Source organism: Albidovulum salinarum (assembly GCF_025673475.1).
Lineage (GTDB): Bacteria > Pseudomonadota > Alphaproteobacteria > Rhodobacterales > Rhodobacteraceae > Albidovulum > Albidovulum salinarum.
In genome coordinates this window covers 256,903-275,240 of record NZ_JAOVQO010000002.1, presented here as the reverse complement: position 1 = coordinate 275,240, position 18,338 = coordinate 256,903, and the positions used below count along the sequence as shown (strand labels likewise).

Below are 18,338 nucleotides of genomic sequence, written 5' to 3'. Positions count from 1 at the left end.
GCTCGGCGCGCGCCCCGCAACGGAGGCGCTTGCCTTCCGGGCAGGCTGCCGCTTAGGCTCGCGCTCCGGCCGGGCAACGGGCGGCCGGGCGAGGGAGGGAAGATGCAGAAGGACGCCTATACGCTGATCCTCGAGGCGATCGACGGCGGGGTCTACCGGCCCGGCGACCGGCTCGTCGAGGCCGAGCTCGCCGAGCGGTTCGGCGTGTCGCGCACGCCGGTGCGCGAGGCGCTGCAGCGGCTGGAAACCCAGTCGATGCTGGCGCGCGACGGCCGCTCGCTGATCGTCGCCTCGCTCGACCACAACCAGCTCGCCGAACTCTACGTCGTGCGCGCCGAGCTCGAGGCCCTTGCAGCGCGGCTCGCTGCCAAGCACGCGACGCCGGAGGAGGTCAAAGTGCTCGCCGACATGGTCGAGGCCGACCGCGCCCATCTCGGCGACCCGGCTGCACTCAGCCGCGCCAACCGGCGGTTCCACAAGCAGATCCACCTCGCCTCGCACAACCGCTACCTCGTCCAGCAACTCGACCTCGTCCACCGCTCGATGGCGCTTCTGGCGACGACCTCGCTCGCCGCCGAGGGGCGCGGCCAGACGGCGCTCGCCGAACATGCCGCGATCGTCAAGGCGATCGCCGACGGCGACGGCGAGGCGGCCCAGGAGGCCCTGCGCGCCCATATCTCGAAAGCCTTCGAGACCCGGCTCAAGCTCGACGCCGGGGCCGCGCGGGACGTGGGTGAGGGCTGAGCCCCGCAACCCCGCGCCCCGACCTCAGCTCGGCCGCACCCCGCTTGCCGAAGCGACGAGGGCCGGGGGCGGCGGTACCGGCCGCTTCGCCGGCTCGTCCCCGCAGCCCGCCGCAACAGATAGCGTGATCCGCGCCTTGGTCATGGCCAGCGTGCCGGACCGCGGCCCAAGCGTCACCGCCTCGGGTTCCGGCACTGACAGGTGCACCGGGCGGGTCAGCACGAGGATCGGCTGCAGCTCCGGCACGTCGGCGCCGGTGGCGAGCACGCCATGGGCGGTCTTGTCCCAGAAGAATGGCCGCACCACCCATTCGTAGAGCCCCTTGAACGCCGAGAGCGTCCCGAGCGGGTAATAAAGCTGCAGCGTCGGCACCCATTTCATCAGGTGCCGGTGGCCGGGGCCGCGCGTCGCCCAGACCCCGACCGCGAGGTTGACGCCCTCCGCGGCCACGAAAAGCGCGATCAGCGCCGCCGTGAGGCCCACCGGCCAGGCGCCGGCGAAGGCGTGCGAGCGCCCGAGCGTCAGGAGCCAGAACGACCACAGCACCGGCGCCATGAGCGAATGCGACAGCGAGCCGAGAAAGAGGATCTGCACCCCCCAGAACCGCCTCGCCCCGAGGTCGCGCCAGAGCCGGGCCGGGTCGCGCATGTGGCTCGCCCAGGTCATCGCGTAGCCCTTCTGCCAGCGCGACCGCTGGCGGATCCAGGTCCGGACGCGCGCGTTCGGCTCCTCCTCGGTCACCGCGTCGATCATCTCGGTCCGGTAGCCGCGCCGCGCCAGCCTGAGGCCGAGATCGGCATCCTCGGTGACATTGTGCGCGTCCCAGCCGCCGAGCGTCTCGATCGCCTCGCGGCGGAAGAACAGCGTGGTGCCGCCCAAGGGCACGACGAAGCCGAGCCGGGCGAGGCCGGGCAGCACCGCGCGGAACCAGCCGGCGTATTCGATGGTGAAGCAGCGCGTCAGCCAGTTGTGTCGCGCGTCGTAGAAATCGAGGATGCCCTGCAGGCAGGCGACCTCCGGCCCGTGCTCGTGGAACCCGCGCACCACCTTGCGGATCTGCCCCGGCTCCGGCGCGTCCTCGGCGTCCCAGACCCCGATGATCGCGCCCCGGCAGAAGTCGAGCGCGTAGTTCAGCGCCCGCGGCTTGGTCCGCACCGTGCCGTTCGGCACCACGATCACCCGCATCCAGCGTGGCAGGTCGCGCTGCGCGAGCGCCTCCTGGGTCTGGCGGTCGTCCTCCTCGACGACGAGCAGGATGTCGAGCAGCTCCTTGGGATAGTCGATGCGGCCGATGCGGCGGATCAGCCGCGGCGCGATGTCGTTCTCGCGAAAGAGCGGCACCATGACCGAGACGACTGGCAGCCGCGCCGGGCCGGGGCGGCTTGCTTGCTGCGACGCGGAGCGGGCGCGGTATTCGGACAGGAAGCAGGCGAGCTTCAGCCCGGTGCCGGAGGCGAGCGAGATCACCGCCCAGAGCGTCAGCAGGGCGAAGGTCGCGGCCGGCGCCGCGAGCGTGCCGCAGGCCAGCGCGGCGAGCACGGCGGCGGCCGCGCGGGCGATCACCGTGCCGTCCTGCGCGCGGCAGCTCTCGGCCGCCGGCGTCCGGGTCTCGGCGCGGTGGACCATCGAGCTGCGCCGCGCGGCGAGGATCGCTTCATGGATTCCCTGTTCCGGCGCCAAAGCCATCACAACCGGGCCGAAGCCCTTTGGCAGCCGGGCACGCAGCGCCGCGAACTCCTCGGGTCGCGCGGTCACGATCACAGTCGCGCCGCCGATCCGCCGCCACGGCAGCGCCGCTTCGGCGAGGCAGGTGTCGCATCCGAGCCGGTCGATGAGCCGCGGGTCGGGCGGCTCCGCGCGCAGGTCCACCACCTTGGAGCCCCATTGCAACGCGAGCGCCGCCATCAGCTCGGCCTCGCCGACCCAGCTGTGAGCCAGGAGCACGTCGCCGAGCCTGAGGGCCTGCCGGTCGCGCAGCGCGATCGCCTTCAGGAGGTTGCCAGGATCGACCGCCCGCATGTCGAGCAGGATCTGGCCGAGCGGCTTGCGGCCGATCCGCGCCGCCCGGTCGGCACGGCGGGCGAAGCCGCCCGGAACCGGTGCCGGCACCGGGCCGGGGGTGACGAGACGAAGATGCGGTGCGGCGGAGGACATGCGGGATCCGGGGCAAGAACATGCCCCCGACATTCCGCCGAACTCGGTTAATGGCGCGTTAAGTCACACGGGCAAAAGCGGCTGCCCGCGTGATTCTTTCCGAAATCCGCCTCAGTCGGCGCGGCGCGCCCGCATCGCCTCGGCGAAGCGCTCGAAGAGATAGAAGCTGTCCTGCGGGCCGGGGCTCGCCTCGGGATGGTACTGGACCGAGAACACCGGCCGGTCGGCGATGCGGATGCCGCAGTTCGAGCCGTCGAAGAGCGAGACATGCGTCTCCTTCACGCCCGCGGGCAAGGTCTGGCTGTCGACCGTGAAGCCGTGGTTCATCGAGGTGATCTCGACCTTGCCGGTCTCGAGGTCCTTGACCGGATGGTTGGCGCCGTGATGGCCGTGGTTCATCTTCACGGTCTTGGCGCCGAGCGCCAGCGCCAGCATCTGGTGGCCGAGGCAGATCCCGAACAAGGGCAGGTCGCGCGCGAGCACGCCCTTGATCATCGGCACCGCGTAATCGCCGGTCGCGGCCGGGTCGCCGGGGCCGTTCGAGAGGAACACGCCCTCGGGCTCGTGCGCGAGCACCTCCTCCGCCGTGGCCGTCGCCGGCAGCACGGTGACGTCGCAGCCGACCGAGGCGAGGCAGCGCAGGATGTTGCGCTTGGCACCGTAGTCGATCGCGACGACCCGAAAACCGTCGCCGGTCCGCTTGCCATAGCCCTCGGGCCAGGCCCAGCGGGTCTCATCCCAGCGATAGCTCTGCGCGCAGGTCACGTCCTTGGCCAGATCAAGCCCGACGAGGCCCGACCAGGCGCGGGCCTTGGCGACGAGCGCCGCGATGTCGAACTTGCCCTCGGGGTCATGGGCCAGCGCCACATGCGGCGCGCCCTGCTGGCGGATCTCGCGGGTCAACCGGCGGGTGTCGATGCCGCCGATGCCGATCCGGCCGCGCTTGGCGAGCCAGGCGGCGAGGTCCTCGGTCGCGCGCCAGTTCGAGGGCTCGCTCGGATCCCATTTCACCACCATGCCGGCGGCGACGGGCTCGCCGGTTTCGTCGTCCTCGGGGTTGACGCCGACATTGCCGACATGCGGGAAGGTGAAGGTCACGACCTGGCCGGCATAGGAGGGATCGGTCATGATCTCCTGGTAGCCGGTCATCGCGGTGTTGAAGACCAGTTCGGCCACCGTCTCGCCGGTCGCGCCGAAACCGTGGCCGTAGAAGACCGTGCCGTCGGCGAGGGCGAGGCAGGCCGTTGCTTTGACCGAAGACTCTGGCTTGGTGGGCATGGCGCGACTCCCCGGGGCTTAAATCCCGCGGAACCTACGGGGGCGGCGGGCTTCGGTCAAGGGGCCGGCTGCGATTTGGCTTACGCAGCGATATCAATGGGTTATCAGCTTTTTCGCCCGTTGTGTCCGCGTCGCCGCTCGGCTATGGTGGGGCTTCGGATGCTCAGGGGATGGAGACCCGATGGAACTGCGTGACCGTATTGGGGCGGCGCTCAAGGACGCGATGAAGTCGCGCGACGTTGAGCGGCTGTCAACCTTGAGGCTGATCAACGCCGCGATCAAGGACAAGGATATCGCGCTCAGGGGCGAGGGCGGCGAGGCCTCAGTCGGCGATGCCGAGGTGCTGGCGATCCTCGGCCGCATGGTCAAGCAGCGCCAGGAATCGGCGCGTGCCTACGAGGAGGGCGGGCGGCTGGAACTGGCCGAGAAGGAGCTCGCCGAGGTCAAGGTGATCGAGGAATTCCTGCCGCGCCAGCTGACCGACGAAGAGATCGCCGCGGCGATCGACGCGGCCGTTGCCGAGATCGGCGCCAGTTCGATCCGCGACATGGGCAAGGTGATGGCGGCGCTGAAGGCGAAATACACCGGGCAGATGGATTTCGGCGCGGTCGGCCCGATGGTGAAGGACCGGCTGGGGTAACGCTGCCCGGAACCGCGCCGGCCGCGTCCGAAACCGGCTCCCCTCAGAGCTTGTCGAGCAGCGTCATCAGCCGCGCCAGCTCGCGCGGGGTGAGGTTGCGCGCTGTGCGTTCGGAGATCCGCGCCGCCACGACGATCGCCTCGCGGATCTGGTCGGCGCCCTCCGCGGTCAGCGAGATCTCCACCCGCCGCCGGTCGGTGGGCGAGGGCACCGCCGCGATCAGCCCCTTCCTCACCAGCCGGTCGACCACGCCCTTGGTGGTTGCCGCGTCCATCGCCACGAGCCGGCCGAGGTGGTTCTGCGACAGGGTCCCCTCTTCATCGAGCTTGGCCATCACCGCGAACTGGCGCGGCGTAAGCTCCGGCATTTCGGTCGCGAAAATCTCCAGATGCCGCTGGTTGGCGACGCGGAGCTTGAATCCGATCTGGTCGTCGAGGCGATATTCCGGCCCGTCACTCACCCTGGCATCCTCTTCGGCACTGCTCCGGTTGTTTCCTTGTGTCAAACTGTAAGGGCTCGACCGCCAAAGACAAGTCCCGCGCGGGGTGGCGGCCACTGGCTGGAAGAATCGTTTGACAGCAAACGAATCCGGGTCCGTAATCCGAAGATCGACACTGCCGGCCCCGCGGGGCGGCGAAAGGAGCGGATGTGGCGCCGGGTGCTCCTGCACAGATGATTTCCGGGTCCGGAGCGAACCGGGCGGTACCGGCGCGCGAAGGGCCTTGGGCAAGTCGGGGTGCGGACCGGGGCCGGCTGCGGCTGACGCACGGGCCGATCGACGTGATCCTCGACCTCGCAGGTCCTCAAGCGACGGTCGCGGCGGCCGAGCGCCGCGCCGCGCGGGCCTTCGAGGGGCTCCTCGAGGCGCTCGTCGCCGAGCTTGCGATCCTGCGCGCCCCGGCCGGGCCGGGGCAACCGCTGCCCGAGGGCCCGGTCGCGCGGGCGATGACGGCGGCTGTCGCCCCTTTCGCGGCGTGGTTCGTTACCCCGATGGCCGCGGTGGCGGGCGCGGTCGCGGACCATCTTCTCGCCGCGCTCTGGGCCGAACCGGGCCTGACCCGCGCGGCGGTCAACAACGGCGGCGACATCGCGCTCCGCCTCGGGGCCGGCGAACGCTACCGCATCGGCATTTCCAGCGGCCCGCAGACGGCCAGCCGCCCCGCGCTGATAAAGATCGGCGCCGGAGAGGGCATCGGCGGCATCGCGACGAGCGGCTGGCGCGGGCGGAGCCACTCGCTCGGCATCGCCGACGCGGTCACCGTGCTCGCGGCGACGGCGGCCGAGGCGGACGCCGCCGCGACGATGATCGCCAACGCGGTCGACCTGCCGGGCTCGGCTCGCGTTACCCGTCGCCGGGCCCGCGCGGTCGCGCCCGACAGCGATCTCGGCGATCGGCTCGTGACGGTCGCGGTCGCCGCGCTGAGCGCGGACGAAAGGGCGCAGGCGCTCGACGCCGGCGCGGCACGGGCCCGCGCGGTCATCGCGATGGGCCGCGCTAGGGCGGTATTCCTCGCGCTGCAGGGCGACAGCCGCGCCGTTGGCAAGGTCACAGAAACAAGGGAGGTGCCGTGATGGGAACCGCGAAGATCCGCAAGATCGTGACCGTGGTGGAGGAGGTGCGCTCGGAAATGGGGCAGGCAATCGACCCGCCGACCCGCCGCGCCGCCGCCATCGCGGTGATCGAGAATCCCTTCGCCGGCCGCTACGAGGCCGATCTCGACCCGCTGATGGTGATCGGCGAGGAGCTCGGAGGGCTTCTGGGCGAGGCCTGCGTCACGGCGCTCGGGATCACACCTGGCCAGGCGCAGAGCTACGGCAAGGCCGCGCTGGTCGGCGAGAACGGCGAACTGGAGCACGCCGCCGCGATCCTGCATCCGCGCCTCGGCGCGCCGCTGCGTAAGGCGGTGGAGAAGGGCGCGGCTCTGGTGCCCTCGAACAAGAAGCGCGGGCCGATGGGCCATCCCCTCGACGTGCCCCTCGGCCACAAGGACGCCGCCTACGTGCGTTCGCATTTCGACGGCATGGAGGTCCGGGTGAACGACGCGCCGCGCGCCGACGAGATCCTCGTCGCGGTCGCGGTGACCGACAGCGGCCGGCCCCTGCCACGCGTCGGCGGCCTCACGCATGACGAGGCCGAGGGCAAGGACGGGCTGAGGTGAGGAGCGCGGCATGACGGTGTTCCGGCCCGAACGCCTCGATGCGGCTCTCGGCTTTCTCGCCGAGGCGCCGGCCACCCTTCTTGCGGGCGGGACGGATGTCTTTCCCGCGCTCGGCGACCGACCGGCACCGGCGCGGGTTCTCGACCTCACCGCGCTCGCCGATCTCAAGGGCATCACGCGCGAGGGCGACCACTGGCGGATCGGCGCCGGCGCGACCTGGGCGGAACTCTGCCGCGCCGATCTGCCGCCGCTGTTCGATGGCCTCAAGGCCGCTGGGCGGCAGGTCGGCTCGGTGCAGATCCAGACCACCGGGACCATCGCGGGGAACATCTGCAACGCCTCGCCGGCCGCCGATGGCGTGCCGGTCCTCCTCACGCTCGACGCCTCGGTGGAACTCGCCTCGGCCGCCGGGCGCCGCGTCGTGCCGCTCGCCGCGTTCGTGACCGGGAACCGCCGAACCGCGCGCGCGCCGGACGAGATCGTGACGGCGATCCTCGTGCCGCAGATCGACGGCGCGGTCCGTTCCGACTTCGCCAAGCTCGGCAGCCGCGCCTACCTCGTGATCTCGATCGTCTCCCTCGCGGCGGTCCTGCGCGTCGAGGGCGACAGCGTGGCCGAGGCGCGGATCGCCGTCGGCGCCTGCTCGGCCGTGCCGCTGCGGCTCGCGGCGCTTGAGCGCGATCTCGTCGGTCGGCGGGTTGGGGCGCTCGGCGCGGTGGTTCGGCCCGAGCAATTCGCGGCGCTCGTGCCCATCGACGACGTGCGCGGCAGCGCCGCCTATCGTCGAGACGCCGTGTGTACGCTGGCTGTACGGATGCTGGACGGATGGGGGGCGCAAGGGTGAGCGGTCTGGGCTTCACGCTGAACGGACGCGAGGTCCGCCACGAGGGGGCCGGACTGGAGCGGCTCGCGGCCGTGCTGCGCCGCGATTTCGGCTGCCGCGAGGTGAAGGTCGGCTGCGACGCCGGCGATTGCGGCGCCTGTACCGTCCTTCTCGACGGCGCGCCGGTCTGCGCCTGCATCACCTCGACCGGCCGGGTCGCCGGCCGGCGGGTCGAGACGCTCGCCGGTCTTCGCGAGAATGACCCAATGTTCGCAAGGCTTTCGGAGGCGTTCCTCGCGCACGGTGCGGCGCAGTGCGGGATCTGCACGCCGGGCATGATGGTCTCGGCCCTGGCGCTCCTGCGCACCAACCCGGCACCGACGGAGGCGGCGGTGGAGGACGCTTTGGGCGGTGTCCTTTGCCGCTGCACCGGCTATCGCAAGATCATCGACGCGGTGATTGGCAAGCCCGCCCCGGACCCCGGCGCGGGCGCGGTCGGCGCCGGGATCGCCCGGCTCGACGGCGCCAGGAAGATCGCGGGCGAGGAGCAGTTCGGCGATGACGTTTCACCTGACAACGCATTGATCATGAAGGTAATTCGCGCGCCACACGATCACTGCGGCTTTAGCTTCGGCGATCTGGAGGGCTGGCGAAAGGCGTCCGGGCTCGCCCTCGTCCTGACCGCGCAGGACGTGCCGGGAGAGAACCGCTTTGGCGTCATTCCCGGCTTCATCGACCAGCCGGTCTATGCCGAATCCGTCGCCCGGTTCCGGGGCGAGGCTGTGGCGGCGGTGGTCGGTCCGCTCGAGGTGATGTCAGCTCTGGATATGTCCACGTTTCCCGTGAGTTGGGATGAGAAACCCGCATCCCGCGAGCCGGGGGCGGCGAAAACCGCGGCGGAGCTGCATCCGGGCCGCAAGGCTAACGTCATGTGCCGCGGCCTCGTGCAGCGGGGCGATGCCGAGGCGGCGCTCGCGCGGGCCGCGGTCACCGCCGAGGGGGTGTTCGAGACCCGGTTCATCGAACATGCCTATATCGAGCCGGAGGCCGGTTACGCGGACTGGGTCGACGGTGGCGTCGTGGTCCATGGCGGCACCCAGGCGCCGCATATGAACCGGGACTCGCTGGCCGCGATCCTCGGGCTGCCGGTCGAGGCGGTCCGGGTGGTGCCGTCGGCGGTCGGCGGTGGCTTCGGCTCGAAGCTCGACCTGTCGTTCCAGCCGCATGTGGCGCTCGCGGCGATGCGGCTGGGGCGTTCGGTGCGGATCGCCTATACGCGTTCGGAATCAATGGGTTCAACGACGAAACGGCATCCGGCCTCGATGCGGGTCAGGGCAGGGGCGGCACCGGACGGCCGATTGTCGGGCTTTATCTTTGAGGGCACGTTCAACACCGGTGCCTATGCCTCTTGGGGGCCGACCGTGGCGAGCCGGGTGCCGGTCCATGCCGGCGGGCCCTATGCCCATGCCGACATCCGCTCGCGCACCGAGGCGGTTAACACGACCTGCGTGCCGGCCGGCGCCTTTCGAGGCTTCGGCGTCCCGCAGGCGGCGATCGCGCAGGAGGCGGTCTTCGACGACCTTGCGCTGAAGCTCGGCATGGACCGGCTGGAGTTTCGCTATCTGAATGCGCTCGACAACGGCGTTCCGACAGCGACAGGGCAGGTCTTCGACGGCGCGGTCGGGATCCGGCCCTGCCTTGCTGCGCTGCGCCAGGCATGGTGGGTTGCCATTGAAAAAGTGCAATCATTCAATGAGAAAGGCGGCGTTCTTCGTAAGGGTGTCGGGGTTGCCTGCGGCTGGTATGGCTGCGGGAACACCTCGCTGCCCAACCCCTCGACGATCCGGGCCGGGATCACCTCGGACGGCCGCGTGGTGCTGCACCAGGGAGCGATGGATATTGGACAGGGCGCCAATACCGTCGTCGCCCAGATCTTCGCCGAGGCGCTTGGCGTGGAGGTCGGCCGGGTCGAGATCGTCGGTCCCGATACCGGCGTGACGCCGGACGCGGGCAAGACCTCGGCCTCGCGGCAGACCTATGTCTCCGGCAACGCGGCGCGGCTGACCGGACTTGCGCTGAGGGCGGAAATCCTTCGGCTGACCAACGCGGCAGAGGGCCGGATCGAGATCGCGCCGGGCGAGATCAAGGTGACCGCGCCCGATGGCCGGGTCCATCGCGCCGTGCTGCCAGACGGGGACGGATATGTCGTTGAGGCAGCGGAGACCTACGATCCGCCGACCGCGCCGCTCGACGAGAACGGGCAGGGCGTGCCCTACGCCGTCTATGGCTATACCGCGCAGATGGTGGAACTGACGGTCGATACCGGGCTCGGGACGGTTACGCTCGACCATATCCATGCCGCGCATGACGTCGGCCGGGCGATCAACCCGGTGCTTGTCGAAGGGCAGATCCACGGCGGCGTGGCGCAGGGCATCGGCCTCGCGCTGATGGAGGAATACATTCCCGGTCGCACCGACAACCTGCACGACTACCTGATCCCTACGATAGGGGACGTGCCGCCGATCACCAGCCACATCATCGAGGTCGCCGATCCGCATGGGCCTTACGGGGCGAAGGGGTTGGGCGAGCATGTGCTCATCCCGACCGCGCCGGCGATCCTCTCGGCGATCCGGCACGCGACGGGCGCGCGGGTGACGCGGCTGCCGGCGACGCCGGACCGGGTTCTGGCGGCGATCCGGGCCGCGAAGGAAGGTTAAGATGGTCAAGCAACGCGTTGAATCCCGGGTGAAAGACAAGATCCGCTGCGACGCCTGTCCGGTCATGTGCTACATCACCGACGGCCGAGCCGGGGCCTGTGATCGCTATGCCAATCAAGGCGGGGAACTGGCGCGGCTTGATCCCTTCACCGTGCTGCAGGCGGCCAAGGAGGGCGACGGGCAGGTGGTGCCGTTCCTCGAACTCGAAGCGGGCGAGTGGGACGGCGACATCCTCAGGACGGAGCGGCCGTTCATCACCGCGATCGGCGCTGGCACGACCTATCCCGATTACAAGCCGGCCCCGTTCATCGTCGCGCAGGAGCATGATGGCGTGGACATGGTCACGGTCGTCACCGAGGGGATCTTCTCCTACTGCGGGGCCAAGGTGAAGATCGACACCGACCGGTTTCTCGGGCCAGAGGCGGCGGCGGTGCGGGTGGACGGCGAGCCCATTGGCCATGTGATGACGGCTGAATATGGCTCGCAAATGCTGTCGCTTGGCGGGGTGCATCATCTGACCGGCGGCGGCAAGAAGGAGGGCCGCGTCACCTGCGACGCGCTTCTCAGGCTCTGCAACCGCGAGCCGGTCGAGGTGACGATCGACGGCGGGGCCGGGGTGGTGCTGCAGGCCGGCAGGCCGCCGGTGGTGAACGGGGTCGAGGAGCATCTGATGCGGGTCGGGTGCGGCTCGGCGACAATCGGGATGTTTGCCAGGCAGTGGCACGGACTCGTCGACGAGGTTGTGGTCGTGGACGATCACATCACCGGGGTTCTCTCGGAGCATCAGGCGGGCAAGCTCCTCGGCGTCGAGCCGACCGGCATCAAGATCCTCGGCCACAAGTCGACGCCGGGCCGCTACTTCCGCGTCGCCGAGCCCGGAACCGGCTGGGGCGGGACGGATATCGAGGATCCGCTGACGATCCTCGGGCCCTGGCGCGAACCGGCGCGGCCGGGGCTGACGCTCCTGATGGTTTCGACGACCGGGGAGCAGTGGGGTTACTATGTGCTCGACGAGGACCTGAAGCCGGTCCGCGCCGACCTGCCGGAGGCGCTGCGGACCTCGGTCGAGCGGATCGCGGAGAATTGCGAGCCCTCGGTGACCTCGGTCCTCTTCATGGGCGGGGCGGGCGGATCGCTCCGGGCCGGGGTGACGGAGAACCCGGTGCGGCTCACGCGCTCGGTGCGCGAGGCGGTGACGCGGGTGACCTGCGGCGGGGCGGAGTGTTACGTCTGGCCGGGCGGCGGCATCACCTTCATGGCCGACGTGACGGAGATGCCGTCGAACGCCTTCGGCTATGTGCCGACGCCGGCGCTGGTGGCTCCGATCGAGTTCACGATGCGGCTTGCGGATTATGCGGCCCTCGGGGGGCATGTGGGCCAGGTGCGGCGGGTCGAGGAAATCGCCGGCGAGATCGAGCGGCGGGTCTCGGTGAAGCGGGGGCGGTAGGTTATCAGATCGAGCGCCCGTTCCGGGCGCAAGATGGATCTCGCATCCGCGGCTTGCGCCGCGGACACTCGGGTTGCTTCCGGCGGGAGTATTTCCGGACAGAAAGTGGTGGGATCAGCTTTCGACGATTTCCGGCAGCCGGGTGGCGGGCGGCGTGTTGCGGCTGCGGGCGGTGCGGACCACGCCGTCGATCACGGTCATGCCGACGCCGGGCAGGTTGCCCTGGTGGACCGAGGCGAGCATCGAGCCGCCCGGCGCGTGCTGGGCCATGTCGATGAGGACGAAATCGGCGGCGCGGCCCGGTTCGATGATGCCGCAGTCGAGGTCGCGCATCCGCGCGGTGTTGCCGGTGGCGAAGCAGAAGGCGATCTCGGGCGGCACGTCGCCGAGCGACGACAGCATCGCGATCATCCTCAGGATGCCTAAGGGCTGGACGCCGGAGCCGGCGGGCGCGTCGGTGCCGAGGATCACGCGGTCGGGCTGGCCAAGCTCGAAGGCGGTGCGCATCGCGAGGAGTCCGGCGCGCTCGTTGCCGTTGTGGACGATCTCGATGCCGCGCAGGCAGCTTTCGCAAAGGCAGGTGATCTGTTCGTCGGGGAGCGCGGTGTGGCCGCCGTTGATATGGCCGATGATGTCGGCATCGGCCGCGAGCACCACGTCCTTGTCGATGAGGCCGGAGCCGGGGATCGAGGGGCCGCCGGTATGGATTGTCGACTGTATGCCGTACTTTCGCGCCCATTTGACCATCTGGGCGGCGGTCTCCCCGGCCTTGACGGAGCCGAGCCCGACCTCGCCCAGAAGTTTCACGCCGGCATCGGCGAGGTCCTTGAAGTCGCTCTCGACCATGCCTTCCTCCAGCACCGGGGCGCCGGAATGGACCTTGACGCCGGAGGGGCGGAAGTTCTCGTACCAGCGCTGCGAGGCGATCGCCATCGCCTTGAGGCCGACGATGTCCTTCGGGCGTCCGGGCGCATGGACCTCGCCCGCCGAGATCATCGTGGTGACGCCGCCGTGCAGGCAGCTATCGATCCAGTTCAGCTGCTGCTGGCGCGGCGTGTAGTCGCCGATCACCGGGTGGACATGGCTATCGATGAGGCCGGGGCAGAGGGTCACGCCCTTGGCGTCCACCACCGTCGTCGCGCGGTCGGTGTCGAGGTCCTTCTCGTAGCCCACCGCCGTGATGCGGTCGCCATTGCAGACCACGCAGTCGCCGTCGATCAGGGGCTCCTCGATCCGGCCGGAGAGGATCTGGCCGATGTTGCGGATGACGAGTTTCGTCCTGGTGGCGGCGGGGGCGGGATCGGACATGGCGGCGTCTCCTTGCCTGAGGCCGGGAGATCGTCCCACAAGATCCGTTAGCAGGCAAACGGATTCAGGCCAGGTCGGGGCGGGATGGGAGCCGCCCCGACGCCCGGATCAGCCCTCGGGATAGAAGCAGGCCGCGCGGTGCCGCGCCGCGTCGAGCGCGGGCCGTTCGGCGCGGCATTTGTCCTTCACCTTCCAGCAGCGCGGCGCGAAGGCGCAGCCCGCCGGCACGTTGAGGGGCGAGGGCAGTTCGCCCTCGAGCTTGATCCGCGTCTTCTTCGCCTTCGGATCGGCCATCGGCGTCGCCGAGAGCAGCGCCTTCGTGTAGGGATGCTTCGGATGCGCGAAGATTTCGGCCTTGGGTCCGATCTCGACCGGGCGGCCGAGATACATCACGATGATGTCGTCGGCCATGTGCTTCACCACCGAGAGGTCGTGGCTGATGAAGAGATAGGCGAGGCCGAGCCGGTCCTGGAGATCGACCAGAAGGTTCAGGATCTGGCTCTGGATCGAGAGGTCGAGCGCCGAGACCGGCTCGTCGAGGACCAGCACCTTCGGCTCCAGCATCAGCGCGCGGGCGACCGCGATGCGCTGGCGCTGGCCGCCCGAGAACATGTGCGGGTAGCGGTCGAAATGTTCAGGGCGCAGGCCAACGAGTTTCAGCATCTCGCGCGCCTTGGCCTCGCGGTCGGCGGCGGAGAGGTCGGGGCGGTTGATCTTCAGGGGCTCCTCGAGGATCGAGCCGATCCTCTGGCGCGGGTTCAGCGAGCCGTAGGGGTCCTGGAAGACGATCTGCACATCGGTTCGGTGGTCGGCCCAGGTCTCGGGCGTCACCGGCTTGCCGCCGATCGAGAAGGTGCCCGAGGTCGGTTCCTCGATCATCGTGATCAGCCTCGCGAGGGTGGACTTGCCGCAGCCCGACTCGCCGACGACGGCGAGGGTCTTGCCGGGCTCGAGCGTGAAGCTCGTCTCGGACACGGCGCGCACCGTGCCGCCCTTGGAAAAGAAGCCTCCCTTCACGTCGTAGTGGCGGGTGAGGTTCTCGGCGGTGACGACGGGGGTGCTCATGCTTCGGCCTCCGCTTTCGCGCTCAGAGGATAGTGGCAGCGGGCGACGCCAAGCTCGGTGCCTGCCGGCGCGGGCGGCTGCTCGCGGCAGCGGTCGTCGGCGTATTTGCAGCGCGGCGAGAAGAGGCAGCCCTTCGGCCGGTCGAACTGGCCCGGCACCACGCCGGGGATCGTCGGCAGGTGTCGCGAGGTCGCACGTTCGGGCAAGGCCGCGAGGAGCGCCGCCGTATAGGGATGGTGCGGCGTCTCGAAGAGATCGGCGACGGGCTGTTCCTCGACCTTCTGGCCGGCATACTGGACCTGCACCCGCTCGGCGGTTTCCGCCACAACCCCCATGTCGTGGGTGATGAGAATGAGCGCCATTCCGGTATCCTTTTGCAGGCCCGTCAGGAGGTCGAGGATCTGCGCCTGGATGGTCACGTCGAGGGCGGTCGTCGGCTCGTCGGCGATCAGGAGCTTCGGGTTGCAGGCGATCGCCATCGCGATCATCACCCGCTGGTTCATGCCGCCCGAAAGCTGGTGCGGGAAGGCCTTGAGCCGGTCCTCGGGGGCGGGGATGCCGACCATCTCGAAAAGCTCGACCGCGCGGTCGTGGCGCTCCTTCTTGTCGAGGCCGAGATGGAGCCTGAGCGCCTCCTTGATCTGGAAGCCTGCGGTGAAGCAGGGATTGAGCGAGGACATCGGCTCCTGGAAGATCATCGCCATGTCCTTGCCAACGATGTCGCGGCGCTGGCGGGGCGAGAGGCCGCGCAGGTCCTGGCCGTTGAAGCTCATCACGTCAGCGGTCACGGTGGCGGTCCAGGGCAGGAGCCCCATCATCGCGAGCATCGAGACCGACTTGCCGGAGCCGGATTCGCCGACGATGGCGAGGATCTCGCCGGTATCGACGCTGACGTCGACGCCGTCCACGGCGCGGAACTGGCCCGAGGCGGTGGCGAAATCGACCGAGAGGTTGCGGATATCGAGGAGGGGCATCGCGTCAGCTCCGCTTCAGTTTCGGGTCGAGCGCGTCGCGCAATCCGTCGCCCATCAGGTTGATGGCAAGGACGGTGATCAGGATCGCGAGGCCGGGCCAGGTCACGACCCACCAGGCGCGCAGGATGAACTCGCGCGCCTCGGCGAGCATCGTGCCCCATTCCGGGGTGGGGGGCTGGGCGCCCATGCCGAGAAAGCCAAGCGCGGCCGCGTCGAGGATCGCGGTCGAGAACGAGAGCGCCGCCTGAACGATGATCGGTGAGAGGCAGTTCGGCAGCACCGTCGTGAACATCAGCCGGGACTTGCTGGCGCCGACGACGCGGGCGGCGGTGACGTAGTCCTTCGACCGTTCAGACAGCACGCTCGCGCGGGTCAGGCGGACGTAATGCGGCTGGTAGGTGATGGCGATGGCGATCATCGCGTTCGTCAGCGACGGGCCGAGGATCGCCACCAGCACCAGGGCAAGGAGAAGCGAGGGGAAGGCGAGGACGATGTCCATCACCCGCATGATGATCGTGTCGATCCATTTCGGCGCGAAGCCGGCGATGAGGCCGATGACGATGCCGCCCGAGGCCGCGAAGGTGACGACGATGATGCCGACGTAGAAGGAGTAGCGCGACCCGTGCACGAGCCGCGAGAGCATGTCGCGGCCCACCGCGTCGGTGCCTAAGGGGTAGGTGAGGCTGCCGCCTTCCTCCCAGAAGGGCGGCTTCAGCAGCGCGTCGCGGAACTGCTGGGTCGGATCGTGCGGCGCGATCAGCGGTGCAAAGATCGCGACGAGGATGAAGGCCGCGAAGAACCAGAGCCCGATCACGGCGCCCCTGTTCTCGCGGAAATAGAACCAGAATTCCTTCAGCCGGCCGGGGCGGGCGGCGGCGGTCGCGGCGGCGGTCATGGTTGTCTCGGCCATCTCAGCGCTTCCGGATCTTGGGGTTGATGAAGCCGTAGAGCAGGTCCACGGTCAGGTTCACGATCATCACCATGACGGCGATCAGAAGGAGCCCGCCCTGCACGACCGGGTAGTCGCGGCGGAAGATCGAATCGACCATCCACTTGCCGATGCCGGGCCAGGAGAAGATCGTCTCGGTGAGGATCGCGCCGGCGAGTAGCGTGCCGACCGAAAGCCCGATCACGGTCACGACCGGGATGAGCGCGTTTCGGAGCGCATGGACCCCGTTCACCCGGAACGGCGCGAGACCCTTGGCGCGGGCGGTGCGGATATAGTCTTCGGAGAGGACCTCCAGCATCGCCGAGCGGGTCTGGCGGGCGATGACCGCCAGGGGGATGGTGCCGAGGACGATCGTCGGCAGGACCAGGTGGTGGACGGCCGAGGCGAAGGCGCCGGACTGGCCCGAGCGGAGCGAGTCGATCAGCATGAAGCCGGTGGTGTTGTCGAAATAGTAGAGCAGGCTGATCCGGCCCGAGACCGGCGTGAGCCCGAGCATGCCGGAAAAGACGATGATGAGGAGCAGTGCCCACCAGAAGATCGGCATCGAGTAGCCGACGAGGGCCGTCGACATCAGCGTCCGGTCGAAGAGCTTGCCGCGGTTCACCGCCGCGATGACGCCGGCCGGAAGGCCGAGGGCCACCGCGAAGATCATCGCGCAGACCGACAGTTCCAGGGTCGCCGGGAAGAGCGCGAAGAACTCGTCCCAGACCGGCTTCTTGGTCACGAAGCTCTGGCCGAGGTCGCCCTGGATGACGCCGCCGAGATAGTCGATGTATTGCCGCCAGAGCGGCTGGTCGAAGCCGAACTGCTGGACGAGTTCTTCATAGCGTTCCGCGCTGACGCCGCGTTCGCCGGCCATGACGATGATCGGGTCGCCCGGCAGGAGCCGGATGAACGAAAACGAGATGATCGTCACGCCGAAGAATGTCGGCAGGAACGTCAGGAGGCGCGAGAGGAGATATCTGAGCATCAGCCGACGACCTTCAGTTCTTTGGGGAATGTGGTGAGCGAGCGGCTTTCGCTCTCGGTGACGAGGACGTCGTCCTCGATCCTGACGCCGAAACCGCCGGGGCCGGTTCGGTAGAGGCCGGGTTCATTGGTGAAGACCATGCCGGGCTCCAGTGTCTGGCTGTTGCCGCGCATGATGTAGGGCGCCTCGTGCACGTCGCGGCCAAGCCCGTGGCCGGTCTTGGTGCGGATCCGGTCGGCATAGGGCGAGGCTTCGAGGACCGAGATCACCGCGTCGTCCACGTCGTGCGCCGTGGCGCCGGGCCGGGTTGCGGCGAAGCCCGCGAGGTTGGCGCGCAGGACCGTGTCGTAGACCGCCTGGGCCTCGTCCGTGGCGTGGCCGACGAAGACGGTGCGGGTGATGTCGGCGCAGAGGCCGCCTTTCTTTGCGCCGAAATCGAGAAGCAGCGCGTCGCCGGGCCGGATCTCGTAATCGGCGCGGGCATGGGCGTGGGAATGGGCGGAGTTGTCGGAGGCCGCGACGAGCGCGCCGAACGCTTGGTCGTCCGCGCCGTGGGCGAAGAGCGCGGCGACAAGCAGGCGCTCGACCGCGGCTTCGGTCATGCCGGGCTTCACCTGGTCGAGGGTCTCGCCAAGGGCTGCCTCGGAGATACGGATCGCCTCGGTCATCGCGGCGATCTCGTCGTCGGTCTTCCTGAGCCGGAGGCCGGAGATCTCGCGCTCCGCGTCAAGGACCGCGATCCCCGGAGAAGCGGTGGTGAGCGCGTGGTGGACGAAGACCCGCATCACCTGGCCCTCGACCGCGATCGAGCGGAGCGGCAGGTGGCGGGAGAGGGCGGCGAAGGCATCGGCGTAGCCGGTCTGGTCGCGCCAGTCGAAGACCTCGCCCTCGAAGCCGAGCTTGGCGAAGGAGCTGAGTTCGAGGTTGGGAACGACTGCGGCGGGCGCGCCCTCGACCGGGATCACGACGACAAGGGGGCGCTCGTTGGTTCCGAAGGGCGCACGGTAGAGGCGCTCGAAATTCGGCCCCGGCACCAGCGCCACCGCCTCGGCACCGAGATCGCGCGCAATCGCCCGATGCGCGGCGTAACGGTCAGTCATGTGTTGTGCT

Annotated in this window: 16 protein-coding genes; 7 read left to right on the top strand and 9 right to left on the bottom strand. The window is 69.4% G+C overall.

Annotation, left to right across the window (positions count from 1 at the left end; all coding sequences use genetic code 11):
• Nucleotides 1-102 precede the first annotated feature (102 nt).
• On the top strand, nucleotides 103-744 hold the full coding sequence (locus tag OEZ60_RS03365) for a GntR family transcriptional regulator (protein ID WP_263333180.1): 642 nt from the start codon (nucleotides 103-105) through the stop codon (nucleotides 742-744).
• Between the two features lie 24 nt (nucleotides 745-768).
• On the opposite strand, the gene OEZ60_RS03360 is transcribed toward OEZ60_RS03365, so the two are convergent.
• Nucleotides 769-2,898, bottom strand: coding sequence for a glycosyltransferase (locus OEZ60_RS03360; protein ID WP_263333179.1), 2,130 nt, complete (start codon nucleotides 2,896-2,898; stop codon nucleotides 769-771).
• 111 nt (nucleotides 2,899-3,009) lie between these two features.
• Nucleotides 3,010-4,176: a glutamine-hydrolyzing carbamoyl-phosphate synthase small subunit gene (gene carA, locus OEZ60_RS03355; RefSeq protein WP_263333178.1), complete on the bottom strand. Its 1,167-nt coding sequence runs from the start codon at nucleotides 4,174-4,176 to the stop codon at nucleotides 3,010-3,012.
• A gap of 181 nt (nucleotides 4,177-4,357) precedes the next feature.
• Here carA and OEZ60_RS03350 point away from each other — a divergent pair, with 181 nt between their 5' ends.
• On the top strand, nucleotides 4,358-4,816 hold the full coding sequence (locus tag OEZ60_RS03350) for a GatB/YqeY domain-containing protein (RefSeq protein ID WP_263333177.1): 459 nt from the start codon (nucleotides 4,358-4,360) through the stop codon (nucleotides 4,814-4,816).
• 43 nt (nucleotides 4,817-4,859) lie between these two features.
• Here OEZ60_RS03350 and OEZ60_RS03345 read toward each other — a convergent pair whose 3' ends face one another.
• On the bottom strand, nucleotides 4,860-5,276 hold the full coding sequence (locus tag OEZ60_RS03345; protein ID WP_263333176.1) for a MarR family winged helix-turn-helix transcriptional regulator: 417 nt from the start codon (nucleotides 5,274-5,276) through the stop codon (nucleotides 4,860-4,862).
• 212 nt (nucleotides 5,277-5,488) lie between these two features.
• Here OEZ60_RS03345 and OEZ60_RS03340 point away from each other — a divergent pair, with 212 nt between their 5' ends.
• From OEZ60_RS03340 to OEZ60_RS03320, 5 genes are read left to right on the top strand one after another with little or no spacing between them, the layout of a single operon-like run.
• Nucleotides 5,489-6,388 carry a UPF0280 family protein gene (locus OEZ60_RS03340; RefSeq protein ID WP_263333175.1) on the top strand — a complete coding sequence of 300 codons (900 nt, stop codon included), beginning with the start codon at nucleotides 5,489-5,491 and terminating at the stop codon, nucleotides 6,386-6,388.
• Nucleotides 6,388-6,975 carry an amino acid synthesis family protein gene (locus tag OEZ60_RS03335; RefSeq protein ID WP_263333174.1) on the top strand — a complete coding sequence of 196 codons (588 nt, stop codon included), beginning with the start codon at nucleotides 6,388-6,390 and terminating at the stop codon, nucleotides 6,973-6,975. The genes OEZ60_RS03340 and OEZ60_RS03335 overlap by 1 nt, the downstream gene beginning before the upstream one ends.
• A 10-nt stretch (nucleotides 6,976-6,985) precedes the next feature.
• A complete protein-coding gene (locus tag OEZ60_RS03330; RefSeq protein WP_263333173.1) occupies nucleotides 6,986-7,819 on the top strand; it encodes an FAD binding domain-containing protein in 834 nt (277 codons plus the stop codon).
• A complete protein-coding gene (locus tag OEZ60_RS03325; protein ID WP_263333172.1) occupies nucleotides 7,816-10,515 on the top strand; it encodes a molybdopterin-dependent oxidoreductase in 2,700 nt (899 codons plus the stop codon). Before OEZ60_RS03330 ends, OEZ60_RS03325 begins: the two co-directional genes overlap by 4 nt.
• A gap of 1 nt (nucleotide 10,516) precedes the next feature.
• Nucleotides 10,517-11,962 carry a 6-hydroxynicotinate reductase gene (locus tag OEZ60_RS03320; RefSeq protein WP_263333171.1) on the top strand — a complete coding sequence of 482 codons (1,446 nt, stop codon included), beginning with the start codon at nucleotides 10,517-10,519 and terminating at the stop codon, nucleotides 11,960-11,962.
• A 114-nt stretch (nucleotides 11,963-12,076) separates the two neighbouring features.
• Here OEZ60_RS03320 and OEZ60_RS03315 read toward each other — a convergent pair whose 3' ends face one another.
• The 6 genes from OEZ60_RS03315 to OEZ60_RS03290 form a co-directional block, all read right to left on the bottom strand.
• Nucleotides 12,077-13,270 carry an amidohydrolase family protein gene (locus OEZ60_RS03315; protein WP_263333170.1) on the bottom strand — a complete coding sequence of 398 codons (1,194 nt, stop codon included), beginning with the start codon at nucleotides 13,268-13,270 and terminating at the stop codon, nucleotides 12,077-12,079.
• Between the two features lie 108 nt (nucleotides 13,271-13,378).
• The gene (locus OEZ60_RS03310; RefSeq protein WP_263333169.1) at nucleotides 13,379-14,335 is read right to left on the bottom strand and encodes an ABC transporter ATP-binding protein; all 957 of its coding nucleotides are present in this window, start codon (nucleotides 14,333-14,335) and stop codon (nucleotides 13,379-13,381) included.
• The gene (locus tag OEZ60_RS03305; protein WP_263333168.1) at nucleotides 14,332-15,309 is read right to left on the bottom strand and encodes an ABC transporter ATP-binding protein; all 978 of its coding nucleotides are present in this window, start codon (nucleotides 15,307-15,309) and stop codon (nucleotides 14,332-14,334) included. The genes OEZ60_RS03310 and OEZ60_RS03305 overlap by 4 nt, the downstream gene beginning before the upstream one ends.
• A 4-nt stretch (nucleotides 15,310-15,313) precedes the next feature.
• Nucleotides 15,314-16,219: an ABC transporter permease subunit gene (locus OEZ60_RS03300; RefSeq protein WP_263333167.1), complete on the bottom strand. Its 906-nt coding sequence runs from the start codon at nucleotides 16,217-16,219 to the stop codon at nucleotides 15,314-15,316.
• A 1-nt stretch (nucleotide 16,220) separates the two neighbouring features.
• Nucleotides 16,221-17,228, bottom strand: a complete 1,008-nt coding sequence (locus tag OEZ60_RS03295; RefSeq protein WP_263333166.1) for an ABC transporter permease subunit — start codon at nucleotides 17,226-17,228, stop codon at nucleotides 16,221-16,223.
• Nucleotides 17,228-18,328 carry a M24 family metallopeptidase gene (locus OEZ60_RS03290; protein WP_263333165.1) on the bottom strand — a complete coding sequence of 367 codons (1,101 nt, stop codon included), beginning with the start codon at nucleotides 18,326-18,328 and terminating at the stop codon, nucleotides 17,228-17,230. The genes OEZ60_RS03295 and OEZ60_RS03290 overlap by 1 nt, the downstream gene beginning before the upstream one ends.
• Nucleotides 18,329-18,338 lie beyond the last annotated feature (10 nt).